The sequence below is a fragment of the Kribbella sp. CA-245084 genome (genome assembly GCF_050942355.1).
In the GTDB taxonomy this organism is placed as follows: Bacteria; Actinomycetota; Actinomycetes; order Propionibacteriales; family Kribbellaceae; genus Kribbella.
Genome location: NZ_CP192053.1, coordinates 8542150 through 8560432 on the forward strand (window position 1 = coordinate 8542150; position 18283 = coordinate 8560432).

At 68.3% G+C, this 18283-nt stretch carries 19 protein-coding genes and 1 pseudogene; 3 read left to right on the plus strand and 17 right to left on the minus strand.

The window, feature by feature from the left end; all coding sequences use genetic code 11:
- Positions 1–5 precede the first annotated feature (5 nt).
- Positions 6–833 (minus strand): pantoate--beta-alanine ligase, encoded by an 828-nt coding sequence (panC, locus tag ACQPYH_RS41010; RefSeq protein ID WP_432883125.1) that lies wholly within the window; start codon positions 831–833, stop codon positions 6–8.
- Positions 830–1705: a Rossmann-like and DUF2520 domain-containing protein gene (locus ACQPYH_RS41015; RefSeq protein ID WP_432883127.1), complete on the minus strand. Its 876-nt coding sequence runs from the start codon at positions 1703–1705 to the stop codon at positions 830–832. The genes panC and ACQPYH_RS41015 overlap by 4 nt, the downstream gene beginning before the upstream one ends.
- 82 nt (positions 1706–1787) lie before the next feature.
- Between ACQPYH_RS41015 and ACQPYH_RS41020 the strand changes: the two genes are divergently transcribed.
- A complete protein-coding gene (locus ACQPYH_RS41020) occupies positions 1788–2345 on the plus strand; it encodes a 2'-5' RNA ligase family protein (protein ID WP_432883130.1) in 558 nt (185 codons plus the stop codon).
- Here the strand turns inward: ACQPYH_RS41020 and ACQPYH_RS41025 are convergent.
- Entirely contained in the window at positions 2335–5115 is a 2781-nt protein-coding gene (locus tag ACQPYH_RS41025) for an AAA family ATPase (RefSeq protein ID WP_432883132.1), read from the minus strand. The two genes, ACQPYH_RS41020 and ACQPYH_RS41025, sit on opposite strands and share 11 nt — an antisense overlap.
- Before the next feature lie 52 nt (positions 5116–5167).
- Between ACQPYH_RS41025 and ACQPYH_RS41030 the strand changes: the two genes are divergently transcribed.
- A complete protein-coding gene (locus ACQPYH_RS41030; RefSeq protein ID WP_432883134.1) occupies positions 5168–6049 on the plus strand; it encodes an SAM-dependent methyltransferase in 882 nt (293 codons plus the stop codon).
- A gap of 77 nt (positions 6050–6126) precedes the next feature.
- On the opposite strand, the pseudogene ACQPYH_RS41035 reads toward ACQPYH_RS41030, so the two are convergent.
- Together ACQPYH_RS41035 and ACQPYH_RS41040 are read right to left on the minus strand one after the other, a co-directional pair.
- A pseudogene (locus ACQPYH_RS41035) lies at positions 6127–7344 on the minus strand (PH domain-containing protein); the annotation flags it as partial.
- Positions 7332–7820, minus strand: coding sequence for a PH domain-containing protein (locus ACQPYH_RS41040; RefSeq protein ID WP_130442104.1), 489 nt, complete (start codon positions 7818–7820; stop codon positions 7332–7334). The gene ACQPYH_RS41040 and the pseudogene ACQPYH_RS41035, both read right to left, overlap by 13 nt.
- A gap of 26 nt (positions 7821–7846) precedes the next feature.
- On the opposite strand from ACQPYH_RS41040, the gene ACQPYH_RS41045 reads away from it, so the two are divergent.
- Positions 7847–9040 carry an NADH-quinone oxidoreductase subunit D gene (locus ACQPYH_RS41045; RefSeq protein WP_432883136.1) on the plus strand — a complete coding sequence of 398 codons (1194 nt, stop codon included), beginning with the start codon at positions 7847–7849 and terminating at the stop codon, positions 9038–9040.
- Between the two features lie 5 nt (positions 9041–9045).
- Here ACQPYH_RS41045 and ACQPYH_RS41050 read toward each other — a convergent pair whose 3' ends face one another.
- From ACQPYH_RS41050 to ftsH, 12 genes are all read right to left on the minus strand, one after another.
- On the minus strand, positions 9046–9762 hold the full coding sequence (locus ACQPYH_RS41050) for an NADPH-dependent F420 reductase (protein WP_432883138.1): 717 nt from the start codon (positions 9760–9762) through the stop codon (positions 9046–9048).
- A gap of 9 nt (positions 9763–9771) precedes the next feature.
- Complete coding sequence (locus ACQPYH_RS41055; protein ID WP_432883140.1) at positions 9772–10542, minus strand: inositol monophosphatase family protein; 771 nt, start codon at positions 10540–10542, stop codon at positions 9772–9774.
- 48 nt (positions 10543–10590) lie between these two features.
- The gene (locus ACQPYH_RS41060; protein ID WP_432883142.1) at positions 10591–10986 is read right to left on the minus strand and encodes a hypothetical protein; all 396 of its coding nucleotides are present in this window, start codon (positions 10984–10986) and stop codon (positions 10591–10593) included.
- 21 nt (positions 10987–11007) lie between these two features.
- Positions 11008–11370: a hypothetical protein gene (locus ACQPYH_RS41065; RefSeq protein WP_432883145.1), complete on the minus strand. Its 363-nt coding sequence runs from the start codon at positions 11368–11370 to the stop codon at positions 11008–11010.
- A gap of 89 nt (positions 11371–11459) precedes the next feature.
- Positions 11460–11978 (minus strand): DUF3180 domain-containing protein, encoded by a 519-nt coding sequence (locus ACQPYH_RS41070; protein WP_432883147.1) that lies wholly within the window; start codon positions 11976–11978, stop codon positions 11460–11462.
- A 2-nt stretch (positions 11979–11980) separates the two neighbouring features.
- A complete protein-coding gene (gene folK / locus ACQPYH_RS41075; RefSeq protein ID WP_432883149.1) occupies positions 11981–12538 on the minus strand; it encodes a 2-amino-4-hydroxy-6-hydroxymethyldihydropteridine diphosphokinase in 558 nt (185 codons plus the stop codon).
- A complete protein-coding gene (gene folB / locus ACQPYH_RS41080; protein WP_432883152.1) occupies positions 12535–12927 on the minus strand; it encodes a dihydroneopterin aldolase in 393 nt (130 codons plus the stop codon). The genes folK and folB overlap by 4 nt, the downstream gene beginning before the upstream one ends.
- The gene (locus ACQPYH_RS41085; RefSeq protein ID WP_432883155.1) at positions 12924–13400 is read right to left on the minus strand and encodes a nuclear transport factor 2 family protein; all 477 of its coding nucleotides are present in this window, start codon (positions 13398–13400) and stop codon (positions 12924–12926) included. Before ACQPYH_RS41085 ends, folB begins: the two co-directional genes overlap by 4 nt.
- Positions 13397–14194, minus strand: coding sequence for a dihydropteroate synthase (folP, locus tag ACQPYH_RS41090; protein ID WP_432894626.1), 798 nt, complete (start codon positions 14192–14194; stop codon positions 13397–13399). Before folP ends, ACQPYH_RS41085 begins: the two co-directional genes overlap by 4 nt.
- 103 nt (positions 14195–14297) lie before the next feature.
- The gene (locus ACQPYH_RS41095) at positions 14298–15446 is read right to left on the minus strand and encodes a S1 family peptidase (RefSeq protein WP_432883157.1); all 1149 of its coding nucleotides are present in this window, start codon (positions 15444–15446) and stop codon (positions 14298–14300) included.
- A 133-nt stretch (positions 15447–15579) separates the two neighbouring features.
- The gene (gene folE / locus ACQPYH_RS41100; RefSeq protein ID WP_432883159.1) at positions 15580–16152 is read right to left on the minus strand and encodes a GTP cyclohydrolase I FolE; all 573 of its coding nucleotides are present in this window, start codon (positions 16150–16152) and stop codon (positions 15580–15582) included.
- 69 nt (positions 16153–16221) lie between these two features.
- Positions 16222–18261: an ATP-dependent zinc metalloprotease FtsH gene (gene ftsH / locus ACQPYH_RS41105; RefSeq protein WP_432883162.1), complete on the minus strand. Its 2040-nt coding sequence runs from the start codon at positions 18259–18261 to the stop codon at positions 16222–16224.
- Positions 18262–18283: the final 22 nt, after the last annotated feature.

An 18283-nucleotide genomic window follows, 5' to 3' on the forward strand; every position in this document is an offset into this window, starting at 1 on the left:
CGGATTCATCGCAGGGTGATGGAAATGTTGTCAATGAGACGGGTCAGACCTACCCGGGCGGCGATCAGCATCCGCGCCTCTCCAGGCCCGATGACAGGACCCAGATCGGGCGCGCGAAGGGCCAAATAGTCGATCTTCACCGACGGGACGGCCTCCAACTCGGCCTGGGCGGCGGTCATCACTGCATCCGGGCCATTCATCCCTGCTTTCGCGCCGGCGCTCAGCGCGCGGTGCAGCACCAGCGCCTCGTCACGCTCGGTCTCGCTCAGGTAGCGGTTGCGTGAGGACATCGCGAGCCCGTCCGGCTCGCGCACGGTCGGAACCGGCACGATGTCGGTGTCCATGTCCAGGTCGCACACCATCTCGCGGATCAGCGTCAGCTGCTGGTAGTCCTTCTCACCGAACAGCGCGAGATCGGGCGCGGTCAGGTGCAGCAGCTTCGAGACCACGGTCAGTACGCCGGAGAAGTGGCCGGGCCGGAACACGCCTTCCAGCTCGTCGGCCAACGGCCCCGGGTGCACGGTGATCGACGGCTCGTTCGGGTAGAGCTCATCGCGCGAGGGGTTGAAGACCAGGTCGACACCCTCGTTCTTCGCGATCGCCAGGTCGCTGGCCAGCGTCCGCGGGTACCGGTCGAAGTCCTCCGACGGCCCGAACTGCAACGGGTTCACGAAAATCGTCAGCACCACGCTGCCGTCCGGTCCGACCCGCTCGCGAGCCTCGGCCAGCAACGCCGCGTGGCCCTCGTGCAGGGCGCCCATCGTCATCACGACCGCCCGGGGCCGGATCGCGGCCGCTGCTCGCAGTTCGGCCTTGGTCTGGGTGAGTCTCATCGCGGTGTCTCCCCTGTCCGATCCTGCCCTGGGACCCCTGCCCGGTGCCCGTCCAGCACCTCGAAGAACCGGCGGGCCGTCGCCGCGTCCAGCCGCCCGTCCGCCTCCACCATCTCCACCGTCGCGCGGGCCAGCTCGGCGTACGTCGTCGCCGTGCGGTCCCGCAGTACCTGTAGTGCTGTCAGATGTGCTGCCACCGTGTCGACATCGCCGCGGGCGATCGGCCCGGTGAGCGCATGATGACCGGATCGCAGCGTGTTGTCGAGGGTTGCGACCAGCAACGGCTGCAGTGTCGCCACCGGATCCGCGACGCCGGCCTCCCGCAGTACGCCGATCGCCTGGGAGACCAACGTGGTCAGGTGGTTCGCACCGTGCGCGAGACCGGCGTGGTACCGCGCTCGCTGCTCGTCGGCTACCCACTGCACCTGTGCACCCAGCGACTTCACCAGTCGCTCGACAACCGGCCTGGCCGCGTCGGGAGCGGTCGCGGTGAACATCACGTCGTCCAACGGCACCAGACCGCCGGGAAAAGTCATCGAGGGGTGCAGCGCGACTGGTATCGCCTGTAGCCCCTTGAACGGATTCAGTCCGTGCGCGCCGGACAGGTGTACGACGTACTGCGCGCTGGTCAGCGGGAGCGTCTGCGCCACTTCATGGATCAGGTCGTCCGGTACGGCGACCAGCACGACGTCAGCGCGCTGGGTGACCTCGTCGGCGGTCAGCACCGGCACAGCGGGCAGTAGCTGCGCAACGCGGTCCCGGGACGCGTCCGAACGCGCCGTCACTCCGACCAACCGATGCCCGGCTGCCGCCAAGGCTGCTCCCACGGCGGTCCCGGCCCGGCCGGCTCCGATCAAGCCGATCCGTTCCATCACTCACTCTCTTCTCGTTCCAGTCCCACGGCGGGGTACCAGACGATCTACTTGCCAGGGTAGGTGATGAGAGCATGTGCGGGTGAGCGATGCGTGGGCAGCACGGACCGAATTGACCGCGATTCTGATCACAGTTCCCGAGCTGGCGGCGTACACGGACCGTTGGCGTTCGGTGTCACGGTCGACTGCCAGACCGCAGGTCCCGTTGACAGAGCTGATCCCACCGCATGTGACCGTGCTGGTCCCGTGGGTTGCAGAGCCCACAGACGCCGACATAGCTCGACTGCGGTCCGCTGTCTCGTCTGTGGAGCCCTTTGAGCTCAGCTTCCCGACAGCAGGTCAGTTCCCGAATGGCACGGCCTGGCTGAAGCCGGAGCCGTTCGACACCGTCCGCTCACTGCTCCACAGCGTGTTCGCGGCCTTCCCGGAGTGCCCGCCGTACGGCGGTGAGTTCCCGGACGTGCATCCGCATCTGACCATCTCGTCGTCCACCCAGGGCGGTCCGGCCGTCGTAGCCGAGGCGCAGGCTGCCCTGGCCGCGACACCAGCCCCGACAATCCAGCTGACCGAGCTGGGCCTGTGGCGCGAGGACACGGCTGGGAGCTGGCACCAGTTCGGCGCCGTACCGCTCAGCTCTTGAGCTGGAAGCCCACCGTCCCGGCTGCGTCCTTACCCCGCCAGTCCTCCGGTACGTCGGCAGGCGTCAGCTCACGTACTTCGTCGAGGCTCGGGTCCGTCAACGCACTGATGCGAACCGACTGCTGCGAGACCGCGGCCTCGAAGAGGTTGCGCACCTCCCGGCCGTTGCCGAAGTCGGCCGCGTTCCGAACGCGGTCAAGCAGCGAGCCAACCCGTTCGCCCACTCCGTCGGCCAGGACGTATCCGGCCTTGCCGCTGAGGTACTGGAAGATCTCCTGCAGCTCTGTCCGCGAGTAGTCCGGGAACTCCAGCGTCATCGGCACGCGGGACTTCAAACCGGGGTTCTGCAGGAAGAGCCCTTCCATCGGCCCGGTATACCCGGCCAGGACGACGACCAGGTCGTCGCGGTGCTCCTCCATCAGCTTGATCAGCGTGGCGAGCGCATCGGTCCCGAAGCCTCTCGGATCGGCCAGCGTGTACGCCTCGTCGACGAACAGCACGCCACCCAGGGCCTGCTCCACCAGGCGCTGCACCTTCGGCGCGGTCTGACCGACGTACTCGCCCATCAGCTCGTTGCCGCTTGTCTCGACCAGATGGCCGACGCCGAGCAGCCCGAGGTCCCGGTAGATCTCGGCGATCAGTCTGGCCACTGTGGTCTTCCCGGTGCCCGGATTGCCGGTGAAGACCATGTGCCGGGACCGCTCCGTCGGCGGCATCCCCGCTGTCGCCCGCAGTACGTCGGCCTTCGCCTCGGAAGCGAGCCGCTCGACCGTGGCCTTCACCTGGGTCAGTCCGGTCATGGCTGCGAGCTCTGCCTGCGGATCGGTGTGCCTGGGCTGGTTGCTGTCGTCGGCGACATCGGTGACGTCGGCGCGCTCGATCGTCCGGACCTGCCCCATGCTCGGCGATTCCAGCGCGGCCAGGCGGACCGCTTGCAGTGTCGCGATCCGCTCGAGCAGCGTCCGTACCGTGCGCGCGTTGCCGAACCCAGGTGCCCGCGGCACCTTGTGCAGATCGGCCAGGACCTGCTGGGACACCCCGTCGCCGAGCACGAACCCGACCTGCTCGGCGTTCTCGAGGAAGATCTTGTGCAGCTCGGCATCGGTGTAGTCCGGGAAGTTGACGAACTTCCGGATCCGGGACTTGATGCCCGGGTTGCTGTCGATCAGCGAGTACATCTCGTTGGGGTAGCCGGCCATCACCACGACCAGGTTGTCGCGGTGGATCTCCATCAGCTGGATCAGCGTGGCGACGGCCTCCCGGCCGAAGTCGCGACCGGAGCCGTTGAACAGCGCATATGCCTCGTCGATGAACAGCACTCCGCCGAGCGCGCGCTCGACCACGTCGGTCACCTTCGGCGCGGTCTGACCGATGTACGACGCGACCAGGTCGGCCCGCCCGACCTCGACCAGATGACCCGACGTGAGCATGCCCAGGTCCCGGTAGACCTCGGCCAGGATCCGGGCCACCGTCGTCTTGCCTGTGCCGGGGTTGCCGCTGAACACCAAGTGACCCATCGGCTTCGGCAGCCGCACTCCGGCCTCGGTCCGCAGCTTGGCCAGCTTCGCCTCCGCCACCAGCTCGTGCACGCGTGTCTTCACCGGGCCCAGCCCGGTCATCGCGTTCAGCTCGGCGATCGGATCGCCGCTGGCCGGCGAGTCGGTCCGCAGCTTGTCCGGCGCGGCCGCGTCCGCCTCGACAATCGCTTTCGGCGGCCGGAACGAGTTGAGGTCGCGCAGTCCCCGGAAGAAGCCGGTGACGAGGTACAGCTCCTTCGAAACCTTCGCCTTGTCGGGCAGCCCGTTGAGGCTCGCACCGACCTGGTACGTCGCAGCCAGCCACTCCCGCGCTTCGAACGCGGCACCTGCCTCGACCGCCCGGATCATCCACGCCTGCCGCCGACGCCGCCATTCGGCCGGGTCCACCCGGGTCTGGGTGCTCTCGAGCTGCTTCTGGACCTCTGCCGTCCCGGACGGGCCCAGCGCCGAGAAGGTGAGCCCGGCGGGCAGATCGGTCCGCCCGATTTGCTGCAGCAGTCCAGCCACCTCATGGGAGAACGGCCGCTCCGCCTCCGCACTCACCTCGGCCACGCCGTGGTAGGCCGCCTGCAGCCGGTTCATCCCGTACACGAGCAGGTCGAGCGGATTGCCGGACAGATGCGGGTAGGCGTGGCGGATGTCGTCGTCGCTGAACTCCTCGATCCAGCGCTTCGTCACCGCGGGCCGCGTCTGGGTCGTGTGCAGCTTCAACAGCTCCGGGTCGGCCAGGATGCGGTCCAGCATCGTCGCCATCGCCGTACGCCGTGCCTCGAGGCCGGGGATCCCGGTCAGCAGGTCGAGCATGTCGCGGCTGGCGCGGATGACCTCCTCCTGGGACTCGACGTCGTTCCGCAGCGGGAACGGGATGTCGAAGACGCCGCCGGTCTCGCGCCAGTTGGCGATGTCGGTGTCGATCTCCTGCGGCTCGCGGCGATACTCGTTGACCAGCAGGAAGTGCAGATTCCGCGCACCGCCGGCAAGGATGCCGATCGGCGGCCACAGGCTCCGGAACACGAAGTAGAACGTGTCGACCAGTAGCGGTGAGCCTTCTGTGAAGTGCTTGTTGCTCGCCGAGACCTTTCCGAGCGTGGGCCGGTCGACCAGCTCCGCGATCTTGGCCTTCGTCGTGTCGAGCCACTCCGGCGTGACCACGAACGGCGGCTCCGCCCCGACCACGTCGAACGCCGGGTCCGCGCCGAAGAGCACCGCGAGCTGGTCAGGAAGGTTCGCCACGAGCATCGATCCTAAGATCGTTGCGGTCCACACCTCTTTCGAACGGCGGACGATGACGGAGACCTTCCGGGCAGCTTGGCAGCAGGCTCTCTACGGCCCCGACGGCTTCTACCGGCGGGAGCGGCCGGCGGCCCATTTCCGTACGTCGGTGCACGCGTCGGCGCTCTTCGGACAGGCGATCGCGCGCCTCGCTCGGCTGCTCGAGCTCGATCAGGTTGTGGATATTGGCGCTGGCTCAGGCGAGCTGGGGAAGGTCCTCCGCGCCGAAGGCCTCACCGTTCTGGACATCGAACTGGACGACGAGCTCTCCGAGCGCCTGTCCGGGCTGGTGATCGCCAACGAGTGGCTCGACAACATTCCGTGCGAGGTCGTCGAGTGGGACGACGAAGGCGTTCCGCACTACCTGCTTGCCGATCTCACCCCAGGACCAGTTGTCGAAGGCAACGATCTGGCCTGGCTCGAGCGCTGGTGGCCCGGTGAGCCGGGTGATCGGGCTGAGATCGGAACCACTCGTGATGAGTCCTGGGCCGGAGTGACCGACCGCCTTGCGCCGGGGAGTCTCGCCCTTGCGATCGACTACGGCCACCTCAAGGCGGCCAGGCCGCCGTACGGGACCTTGACCGGCTTCCGCGACGGCCGCGAGTGCGACCCGACACCCGACGGCACCTGCGACATCACCGCCCACGTAGCCCTGGACTCCCTCGGCGGCACAACCGTGAGCCAGCGCGACGCACTGAAAGCCCTGGGCGTCAGCGCAACCAGACCACCGCTCGACCTGGCGCATACGGACCCAATGGGCTACCTGTCCGAGCTGTCCTCAGCCGGTGAAGCGGCCGAGCTACTGGACCCGTCCGGCCTCGGCGGGTTCGGCTGGGTCTGGACTGCGAGAGGTGCCGACACCGTACGTCGTGCCTCGCGCGCCCTGTCCGCCTGAGCCTGCACCAGCGCTGCAGCCTCCGCCTGGTCGCGGTGCAACGCAACGGCATCCGTCGGCCCGAGCGGGGTGTCCACATGCACATTGGCCAGCCCCAGCCGCCGCTGCAGCGGTCCCTGCTCCATCCGCACGGATTGCGTCTTGTGGTGCAGCACGATCGATGTACGGCGGCTCACCCAGCCTCGCGTCGTCACCATGACCTGGTCGTCTACGCCGTACGTCAGGTAGCGCCAGCCGATCGGACGGAGCCACTTGGCCCGCTCCGGCGCGACGTGCATCTGGATGGCGGCCAGATCGAACCCTGGCAACACCCGGGAGAGCACGTAGGCCACCTCGGTACGCTCACCGACCGGCAGCAGCTGCGCGCCCTCGTTCTCGTTGTCACCGTCTTCCTTCTGACCGGCCACCCCCGCGATGTCCAGCTCGACGCGGGACCAGCCGATCAGCCGCCAGATCAGCGGCTCGGTGATCAGCAGGCCCTGCACCCGGCCCGGCGGGACCGTCTGCCGCTGTACGTCGAACAGCCCGCGCTTGGTCCGCAGACCGTGGCTGGTGTCGGACAGGGTGAATCCGTGGTTGCCGACGACCTGCTTCCAGATCGGCTGCACGACACCGAGCAGCAGCGGCAGACCGGCGAACAGCCCGATGTGGAAGTTGAGCACCATGGTGGCGACGATCAACCAGATCAGCGCGCCGGCACTACCGACGACGGTGGACGACAGCAGGGTCGCACCGAGCAGGCGGGTGGTCGGGACAGTCAGCAGCGGCGGAGCCTCCGCCTCGGCCAGTTGCTCGCTCTCCTGCTGCTCAGCGGCCTGCTGGCCCTTTGCGCGGACCAGCAGCGTCGTACGGAGCTCCTGCGCCTCGGCGTAGCTGAAGTAGCTCAGCTTGCCGTCGCTCTTGCCGCCGCCGGCCACATCCATCCGCAGCTCGGCCATGCCGAACAGCCGCGCGACGAACGGCTGCGCGACGTCGATCGCCTGGATCCGGTCGAAGCGGATGATCCTGGTACGCCGGAACAGGAATCCGCTGTCCACGCGGATCGCATCGCCGGTCAGCTGCCACTTGGTGAACCACCAGGACAGCGTGCCGAGCAGGATGCCTCCGATGAGGACCGCGGCCAGGCCGATGCCGGCGAACGTCAGGTTCTGCCGTAGACCCTCGTTGTTGACCAGCGCGACGGCTGCTACGACGAAGTACCCCCAGCCTTTGACGAACGGTGTCAGGGGGTGGAGCCTCTGCCCCACGACCTCAACGGTCTGCTGTGTCACCGGTTCTTGGGTCACAGGCCCCACGCCTGCGCCTGACCGAGAGCGGACAGCCGGTCACGCAGCCGGCCGGCCTCATCCGGATGCAGCCCCGGGATCTTGGCGTCGGTGGCCGGAGTGGCGGTGTGCAGCTCCACAGTGGCCATCCCGTACGCGCGCTCCAGCGGCCCGGCGGTCACGTCGACGAACTGCATCCGGCCGTACGGTACGACGACCAGCTCGCGGAACATGATCCCGTGGCTGACCAGCAGCTCGTCCTCGCGCTCGGCGTACTTCCAGGACCGCTGGTTGCGCCCGATCAGGATCCAGGCCCAGGCGAGTACGAGCGCGATCACGACCACCGCGAGTACGCCGTACAGCCAGCCGAGCGTCAGTCCGAGCGCGAGCAGCGCCGCGATCGCAGCCAGCCCCGCCACGATCGACGCGTTCAGCCGGCGCAGCGTCGCCAGCTTGGGCGAGACCGGCGTCCAACTCACATCCGAGGGTGCGAAGAGGTCATCCACACACCCAGCCTGTCACGATAGGGGGCATGAGCACGGAAAGAGTCGTCGGAGTCGGGGCCGGAGCTGCCGGATTCGACCCTGCTTATGAGCGTGGCGGAGCCGGATCGGACCTGCCGACCACCGACATGGTGCTCAACATCGGTCCGCAGCACCCGGCGACCCACGGCGTACTGCGGCTGCGGCTCACGCTCGACGGCGAGCGGATCGTGAGCTGCGAGCCGATCATCGGCTACATGCACCGCGGCGCCGAGAAGCTCTTCGAGGTCCGCGACTACCGGCAGATCATCGTGCTCGCGAACCGGCACGACTGGCTGTCGGCGTTCGCCAACGAACTCGGCGTCGTCATCGCGGTCGAGCGGATGATGGGACTCGAGGTACCCGACCGGGCAGTCTGGCTGCGGACCCTGCTGGCCGAGCTGAACCGGGTGCTGAACCACCTGATGTTCCTCGGCTCGTACCCGCTCGAGCTCGGCGCGATCACGCCGGTGTTCTACGCGTTCCGCGAGCGCGAGACGATCCAGGCGGTGATGGAGGAGCTGTCCGGCGGCCGGATGCACTACATGTTCAACCGGGTCGGCGGGCTCAAGGAGGACCTCCCGTACGGCTGGCTCGGTCGCGCGTCCGCCGCCTCCGCCGCGGTCCGCAAGCGCCTGCCCGATATCGAGGAGATCATCCTCGGCAACGAGATCTTCCGCGCCCGCACGATCGGCGTCGGCAAGCTCGCCCCCGAGCTCGTCGCGCAGTACGGCGTCTCCGGCCCGATCGCCCGCGCTTCAGGTGTGGATGCGGACCTCCGCCGCGACGAGCCCTACCTCGCGTACGGCGACCTGCAGGACGTACTCCGCGTGGTCACGCGCCCCGAAGGCGACTGCTACGCCCGCTTCTCCGTCCTGCTCGAGCAGGTGAAGGTCTCGCTCGACCTGGTCGACGCGTGCCTCGACAAGCTGTCCGCGCTGCCGGCCGGACCGGTGAACGTACGGCTGCCGAAGATCCTCAAGGTCCCCGAGGGCCAGACCTACGCCTGGACCGAGAGCCCGCTCGGCATCAACGGCTATTACCTGGTCTCGCGCGGCGACAAGACTCCTTGGCGGCTGAAGCTCCGGTCGGCCAGCTTCAACAACATCTCCGCACTGCCGGCGCTGCTGCCTGGCACGATGATCCCCGACATGATCGCGATCCTCGGCAGCATGTTCTTCGTCGTCGGCGACATCGACAAGTAGCGCGGTCAGAACTCGCGGCCGGCCACCGGCGGACGGTGTGCGGCCGCGATCAGTTGCACGAGGCTGGCCACGGGCAGCGGCTTACCCGGATCGGCGTGCCCGGCGGCGCGCTGTTTCGCCGTACTCGCCTTCGACAGGTACGGCGTGACGTACGCCGCCGTCTCCGGCTCGAACCGCCAACTCTCGCTCAGCGGACCGACGTCGACCACGTCGAAGCCCAGCGTCTGGATCAGCGTCGTGGCTGCGGCCTTCGCGTCCGCGTCGTCGCCGGCGATCGGCAACGCACTGCGATCCGTCGCGTCGTCCGGTCGCGCGAGCGTCACGATATTGCGGGCGCTGATGTTGTTGAACGCCTTCACGGTGTGGGCCTCGGGCAAGTGTTCCTGCAGCAGTTGCGCGGTCGTCACCACCTCGCGGTCGAGCCGATCGATCCGGCCGTCGCGATGCGGGTAGTAGTTCATCGTGTCCAGCACGACCTTGCCCGCGAACGGTTCGACCGGCAGGTCGGCGTACCGTCCGAGTGGGATGGTGACGAGGACCCAGTCCCCGGCGCGCACTGCCTCGTCGACGGTGCCGGCGCGGACGCCGAGGTCGCGGACCTTGTCGGCAAGGCTCTCCGGGCCGCGCGAGTTCGCCATCACCACGTCGAGGCCCGCGTCGACCGCGAGCCACGCGACCACCGACCCGATGTTCCCGCTGCCGATGATTCCTAGCGTCGCCATCGAGAGCCCCTAGCCGAGCAGTTCCTGGAGCGGTTCGCGGATGCCGTCGGCGACGGCGAAGACGCCGCGGGACTCGGGCGCGTGGTCGGTGCCGTCCAGGTCGAGTACGGTCACGCCGGCCTCGCGGCAGATCGCCACGCCGGCCATCGTGTCCCACGGCTTGTTGGAGAACATGATCAGCGCGTCGAAGTACCCGTTCGCCGTCCAGGTGAGCGCGGTCGCCGCCGTACCGATCATCCGCAGCCGCTGCACGCGCGGGTACAGGCGCTGAGTCAGGGCGAGTCGATCGGCGTTCACCGCTTCGGCATCCGGCCCGACGGCATAGTCGCCCACGGCAACCAACGCGTCGGTCAGGTCGGTGCACTCACTGCCCCGGATCGCCTTCCCGTTGCAGGTGGCACCGAGACCTTCGGCGGCGACGTACGTCGTGTTCAGCGCCGGGTGGTCGATCACGCCGGCGACGGCGCGCCCTTCGTGGATCAGGCCGAGCGAGATCGCCCACAGCGGTACGCCGTGGATGAAGTTGACCGTCCCGTCGACCGGGTCGAGCACCCAGCGCGTCCCGTCGGTCGCGCCACCCTCTTCCTCACCGAGCACCCCGATCTCCGGCGTCTCCCGCTCGAGAAACGCCCGGACCTCCCGCTCCACAGCAAAGTCCACCTCGGAGGCCATGTCCCGATCCCCCTTGGCCGTCAACTCCCCCACCGCCCGCGTCTGCGTCACCACCCGCCCGCGCTCAACAGCAGCCTCAGCAACCTTCACCAACTCCGCAAGATCCACACCCCAAAACCTACTTCGAACCACCCTCAGCCGGCCCGTGCGGGTCCATCAGGCGGTCCCCAGTTCCCGCCGTCGGCGGCGCCAGGCGGCGGCTGCCGCGGCTCCGCCGATTGCCAGCGCGCCGACCGCGGCCGCTTGGCCGATCTTGATCGGGCAGCCGGAGGCGCAGTCCGGGATGGCGTACGGCTGACCCGGGTTCAACTCATGCGTTTCTTCCGCGGACACGTACGCCTCTGCGGCCGGGAACGGGAAGCCCTCGGGGTTCAGCAGGCGGTACCAGTACAGGTCGTCCCACGCCTTGCGCCGGCACGTCACGTTCACCGACGGTGACTCGTACGGCGTCGGACCCAGTTGCCCGATCGGCAGATGGTCCTCGTTGTAGACCGTGACATGGCCGTTCGGATCGTTCATCGTCACAGCCGGGTAGTTCGCATCCAGCCCCATTACCGCAGTATGGGGCCCGGCTCAGGAGGCGGCCAGACCTCGGAGCTTCAGGTCTACGACGGTCGGGGCGTCGGCCTGCGAGTGCTTGTCGCCGGCGGCAACGACCGTGGCGACCTCTTCGTCGATCTTGTCGAGGCGCCGGTCGATCTTGTCCAGTCGGCGCTGCATCAGGTCGACGAACTCCGCGTTCTCGACCACACGGGCGCTGGTGATCCGCGAGTATTCCTGCGCGACCTGCGCGCGCTCGTCCGAATGGGCCAGCCGCTCGACCAGCAACTGGTGGCGGAACAGGACAGAGCCGGCGATCGCGACCAGAGCCGCACCGACCGCGGCCGCCCGGAGAATCCAGGCATTCTGTGAGAAGAGCGCGACACTCACACCCACGCAGACAACGATCAGCGATGCGTTGGCAACGGTGAGAACGGTGGTCCTGGTTCGACGGCGGCTACCCCTTGACCCCATGGACCGACATGTTAGGGGGTCTCGTCGGGGTCCTCGGGAATGCGACACGCGCGTTCGAGCAACAATCCGGCCGTGACGACCAGCACAGAGATCACCGCCGCTGCAGCGGCCATGATCACACGGTTACGAGGGCCGGAAGAGCCCATCGCCTGCAGGAAGCTTAACGCGAACCCTGCGTAAACACCGGCACATAACGCGCCGACGAACGCGCTCGCCTTCCCGATCATCAACAGGAACACCGCGCGCGACGGCTCCATCCGCTCCCGGCGTACCTGGATCCGCTGGTTGGTGTTGCGGGCGGCGGCGAACAGCAGCGCGGCCAGGAACGCCCAGGCGATCAGCGTCAGCCACGACACCGCCGGCGCGACCCCGCCGCCGGACTCGATCGCCTTCACCATCGTGACGCCGATCGCGACCCCGAGTACGGCGATCGCGACCAGCAGCCGGCGTGACGTCGGCCGCACCGAGCCCGGACGTGGCGGCTCCTTCTTGTCCCGGGGTGCCTGCCCCGGCTCGGTACCGCCGGACACGACTACTGCAGCTCGATGTCGAGCTTGGTCACGCCGTCGGTCCCGACCTTGGCCAGCAGCTCAGAGACCGGGCCGTGGCCCGGCAGGACGGCGTCCCGCTCGATGTCGAGCCAGGGCGCGAGGACGAACGCACGCTCGTGCGCCCGCGGGTGCGGGATCGTCAGCTCCTCGGTCTCGATCGTCTTCTGCCCGAAGGTGATCAGGTCGACGTCGAGGGTCCGCGGCGCGCCCGGCACGCTGCGCTCCCGGCCGAACGCCTGCTCGATCGCCTGGGCGCGCTCCAGCAGCAGGTCGACGCCCAGCGTGGTGTCGGCGAGCAGGACGATGTTCAGGTACGGGCCGGACTCGTCCGGGCCGCCGACCGGCTGGGTCTCGTACACCGGCGAGACCTCGACCACGACGACGTCCGGGGTGTCCCGCAGCGCATCGACCGCGCCCTGCAGATTCGCCTCACGGTCGCCGAGGTTGCTGCCGAGCGACAGGATCAGCTGACGGATCGGCTTCAGACCACCGCTCAGGGTGTCCGCGTCGATGACGTGGGGACTAGGGGTCTCAGTCACGAGGATTCTCCGGCTCTGCGCTGCACGGTCAGGACAACGTCGTCGAACGGCACCGAGATCGGCGCCGAGGGTTTGTGGATGGTGACCGCCGTCGCTGTCACCCGCTTGTCGGCGAGGCAGAGATCGGCGATGCGCTGGGCGAGGGTCTCGATCAGGTCCACCGGGTCGGTCTCGATCGCGGTGTGCACCTGCTCGGCCACCACCCCGTAGTTCACGGTGTCGGCCAGGTCGTCGGAGGCCGCGGCGGACCGGGTGTCCAGCTCCAGCCGGACGTCCACGACGAACTCCTGTCCGTCGGCCCGCTCGTGCTCGAACACCCCGTGGCGCCCGAAACCGCGGATGCCCCGGATCTCGATCACATCAGGAGGAATCGCAACGGGACCGCTCATTCCGCCTCCTCCTGTCGGCCCCCAGACGACGACAGTACCGGTGAGGCATGGTGGATCCACAACCGCCAGCCGCTAGAAGTTCGACGGAAAACGTTCGTGGCGAGCGCTTTACCGCCCGCGAAGCCGTCCTCGGGGGCACCTTCACCCGAGGACAGGACATTCTCCGTACACGTGACGTATGCCACGTCTTCATCCACCCGGACCTGCACATCAGTGAGGAAGAACTGGATGTACGGCGTGTTCGCGAAGATCATCGCCCAGGCCCGCATCAGCTCGGCGTACCCGGAGATCGCCGCGTTGCCGGGGTGGATGCAGACCGGATCCGGCTCCGGCAGCCAGACGGCCGCCATCAGGTCCAGGTCGCCGGCCTCGAACGCGTTGTAGAACGCGGTGTTCGCATTCAGTACGACGTCCTCGACGGTGGCACCGCGTGCACCATCGCCACCGGTGCCCTGCCGCGGTCCGTCCGTCATACGGTTCCCCATCTCTTCGCCACTCTGACCGCGTCCGCGTTCGGTGCCACCGCGTGCGCCCTGACACACCAGGCACCCGCTGCGGCGGCCAGGGCGGTCACGGCCACGCTCGCGTCGTCTCGTCGTACGGCCGGTCTGGGTTCACCGGTCTGCTCGTCGGCGAGCAGCCTACCGAGGAACGTCTTCCGGGACGCACCGATCAGCAACGGTCTTTCCAGTACGGCGAATTCCCGCAACCGGCGCAGAATCTCCCAGTTGTGCTGCGCGTTCTTCGCGAAACCGAGCCCGGGGTCGAGCGCCACCCGGTTCAGGTCGATACCGGCCTGCCGCAGTACGTCGAGCCGCTCGCCCAGTTCGGCGATGACCTCGGCGACGACGTCGTCGTACTCGGCCCGGTTCTGCATGTCGATCGAGTGGCCGCGCCAATGCATGCACAGGTACGGCGTTTTGCGCTCGGCCACCAGCGGGAGCATGTCCGGATCGGCCTGCCCGCCGGACACGTCGTTGATCATCGTGGCGCCGGCGTCGAGCATCAGCTCCGCGACACCGGCCCGCATCGTGTCGACGGAGATGATCGCGCCTTCGGCCGCGAGGGTCTCGATCACCGGGAGGACGCGGCGGATCTCTTCCTCGGGCGTCGGCCGTACTGCGCCCGGCCGCGTCGACTCCCCGCCGACGTCCAGCAGGTCGGCGCCTTCGGCCAGTAACTCCCGCCCGTGCTTGATCGCCGCGGCCGGCTCGAACCACTCACCGCCGTCCGAGAACGAGTCCGGCGTCACGTTCACAACGCCCATGACCAGACACCGGTCAACCACCGGCAGCCCGTCCACGTGAACCCGCTCGACATCCTTCACCAGACCACCGTAGTGGCCCGCACCCCCAGACTCGCGCCTGGGCTCAGTTGGCGAGGATCAGCCTGGACGCGGTGGACTGCAGAACCTCGGCGATGGGCTGCGAGTAGGACTCGTTGGTCTGGCCGGACTTCTCCAGGCACTGGCCGTTGATCAGGGCCGCGCCGCTGGTGATCCCCTGGGCGTAGTTGCCGGTCATGTTGGCGCCACCGGAGTCGCCGGCCTCCACGCACGCGGTGTGCTGGAACAGGCCGCGGACGATGCGGTTGTTGCCGTAGTTCACCGTGACGTTCCGCGCGACGATCCGCCCGCAGGTCCAGCCGGTGCTCTTCCCGGACTTGCACAGCGTCGATCCGACCGTGGCGTCCGCGAGCCCCTTGACCGCGACGTTGCCGGCGCCCCAGCCCTCGACGTACCCCTGCTGGTCCCAGCCCTCGATCACGCCGACCGAACCGAAGTCGTTGCCGGGGAAGCTCGAGGTGTACGTGTTGCCGAGGACGTAGCCGTTGCGGGAGAACGACGGCTTGCCCGCCGTACAGTGGCCGGCGGTCAGGAAGATCCGGTTGCCCTTGCGGGTCCGGGCGTTGAAGCCGAGCGAGCAGACGTACCCGGTGTTCTTGTCGACCTGTACGCCGCCGCGCAGGCTGAAGTCGTCCGCTGTCAGGCGAATCGTCCCCGTCACCTGGCGGACCGTCACTCGCTCGCCGTTCGCCACGGCGCGGGACAGGAACCTGTTGGTGATCGAGTCGTGCGCGCCCTTCGGCACCGAGACGACCACGGTCCCCGTGACGGGATCGACGTACCACGACCGCACCTTGCCGGCGCTGGACGTCATCGCCACCTTGTTCAGCTCGCTCTGCACGGCGTTCAGCTGGCGGGCGGTGAACCGGACCAGGCGCGGGATCGCACCGATCTGGCGGACCAGCTCGGCCGTCGCGAGATCCGACACGGCGACGATCAGCTCGCCGGAGTTGTCGTAGTAGCTGCCCACCACACCTGAGTCGGACCCGAGCTGCGACTCCAAGGTCTCCGCCACCAGCGGGTCCTCGGTCTGCTTCTGCGAGCCCTTCTGGGTGGTCTTCTGGGTGCTCTTGGTCCGCGTGTCCGCGGTGGCCCAGTTCGCTGCGACCAGCCCGCCGGCCGTCAGGACGACGACCCCGGCAAGTGCGGCGCCGACCCGGAAACGCCCCGACATCCTGTCCTCCTCACACCGGCACTCTGGTCCCCGTTGGCCGAGCGCCACTACGGAAAGTAAACGCTCAGCGACAGAATGTCCATAGTCACGGACTCTCAAACGTCAACGAGGGCAGGCGGCCGGGGGCTACGGTTCAGCCCACAATCAGGCTCATCGCCTCCGCGCGGGTGACCGGATTGCGCAGCTGACCGCGGACCGCGGACGTGATCGTCTTGGCGCCCGGTTTCCGGACACCGCGCATGGTCATGCACAGGTGCTCGCACTCGATCACGACGATCACGCCGCGCGGCTCGAGGATCTCGACCAGCGATTCGGCGACCTGGGTGGTCAGCCGTTCCTGGATCTGTGGTCGTTTCGCGTACACGTCGACCAGTCGGGCCAGCTTCGACAGCCCGGTGATGCGTCCGTCCCGGCTCGGGATGTACCCGACGTGCGCGACGCCGGTGAACGGGACCAGGTGGTGCTCACACAGGCTCCAGACCTCGATGTCCTTCACCAGGATCATCTCGTCGTGCTCGAGCGCGAACGTGGTCGTCAGGACGTCCTCGGCGCTCTGACCGAGCCCGGCGGTGATCTCGGCGTACGAGCGCGCCACCCGGTCCGGGGTGTCCCGCAGGCCCTCGCGGTCCGGGTCCTCCCCGATCGCGAACAGCAACTCGCGTACGGCGTTTGCCGCCCGCTCGTGGTCGAAATTCGGTGAGGTCATCCGGCCACTGTAAATTTCCAGGCCGCAAACAGCGACGCCGCCACCCGGTGGGTGGCGGCGTCGCAGTTGTCACTGCTTGTTCGGCGGAGTCGGCCCGCTGCCGTAGTCCGTCGGCCGGATGGCCTCGTCCGGACCGACGGAGCCGCCCGGCAGCACGTCGTGGAGCGAACCGTTCTGCTCGGCGCGGCCGTTGCCGGCGGTCGGCATCACCGGCGGCTGGTCCGACGGGATCCGGGTGGACGAGCCGGTCCAGGCCGGCCGCCGCTCCCGCATGATCACCGGCTCGAAGATCCGGGCGATCTGGTGCTTGTCCAGCGTCTCCTTCTCGAGCAGCTCCTCGACCAGGTGGTCCAGGACGACGCGGTTGTCGACCAGGATGTCGAAGGCCTCCTGATGCGCGTTCAGGATCAGCTTGCCGACCTCTTCGTCGACCGCGGCCGCGATCTCCTCGGAGTAGTTCCGCTGGCTGCCGAAGTCGCGGCCGAGGAACGGCTCGCTGCCGTCCTGGCCGAACTTGATCGCGCCGAGCCGCTCGGTCATGCCGTACTGCGTGACCATCGCCCGGGCCAGCGCCGACGCCTTCTCGATGTCGTTGCTCGCCCCGGTGGTCGGGTCGTGGAAGACCATCTCCTCGGCCGCGCGGCCACCGAGCATGTAGGCCAGCTTGTCGAGCATCTCCGACCGGGTGGTCGAGTACTTGTCCTCGTCCGGCATCACCATCGTGTAGCCGAGCGCGCGGCCTCGCGGCAGGATCGTCACCTTCTGCACCGGGTCGGAGTGCGGCAGCGCCGCGGCGACCAGGGCGTGTCCGCCCTCGTGGTACGCCGTGAGCACCTTCTCCTTGTCCGACATCAGCCGGGTCCGGCGCTGCGGACCGGCGATGACGCGGTCGATCGCCTCGTCCAGCGCGCGGTTGTCGATGATCTGCGCGTTCGACCGGGCGGTCAGCAGGGCCGCCTCGTTCAGCACGTTGGCCAGGTCGGCACCGGTCATACCCGGCGTCCGGCGGCCGACGGCGACCAGGTCGACGTCGGGCGCCATCGGCTTGCCGCGGGAGTGCACCTTGAGGATCTTCTCGCGGCCGGGCAGGTCCGGCGCGTCGACGGCGATCTGCCGGTCGAAGCGGCCGGGCCGCAGCAGGGCCGGGTCGAGGACGTCGGGCCGGTTGGTGGCCGCGATCAGGATCACACCGCCGCGGACGTCGAAGCCGTCCATCTCGACCAGCAGCTGGTTCAGCGTCTGCTCGCGCTCGTCGTGGCCACCGCCGAGGCCCGCACCACGGTGCCGGCCGACGGCGTCGATCTCGTCGATGAACACGATCGCCGGGGCGTTCGTCTTGGCCTGCTCGAACAGGTCGCGGACGCGGGAGGCGCCGACACCGACGAACATCTCGACGAAGTCCGAACCGGAGATCGAGTAGAACGGCACGCCGGCCTCACCGGCGACCGCACGGGCCAGCAGGGTCTTACCGGTACCGGGCGGGCCGTAGAGCAGGACGCCCTTCGGGATCTTCGCGCCGACCGCCTGGAACTTGCCGGGCTCCTGCAGGAACTCCTTGATCTCGCCGAGCTCCTCGACCGCCTCGTCGACGCCGGCCACATCGGCGAACGTCGTCTTCGGGGTGTCCTTGGTGATCAGCTTGGCCTTCGACTTGGCGAAGCTCATCACCCGGGAGCCGCCGCCCTGCATCGAGTTCATCAGGAAGATGAACACGACCGCGATCAGCAGGAACGGGATCAGCGTGGAGAACACCTGGCCGATGAAGCTCGGCTTCGGGTTCTCGACGTCGTACCGCTCGATCTTGCCGTCCTGGAACAGCGACTGCAGGTCGGTGCCGAGGGTCTCGGCCTGGCCGTCGACCCAGTGCGCCCGGAGCTTGGTGCCGTCGGTCTTCTCGACCCGGATCTCCTGGTCCGGATCGATCAGCGTCACCGACTTGATCGTCTTGTCGCTCGACGACTTGGCCTGCTGGATCAGCTGCACGACCTGGCCGGTGGCCTCGGTCTTGTACCCGGTCGAGCCGGTCAGGAGCTGCCCGATCACCAGTACGCCCAGGAAGGCGACGACGATCCAGAACAGGGGTCCGCGGAAGATGCGCTTCACGTCCATGATCGAGGCCTAAGCCCCGTCC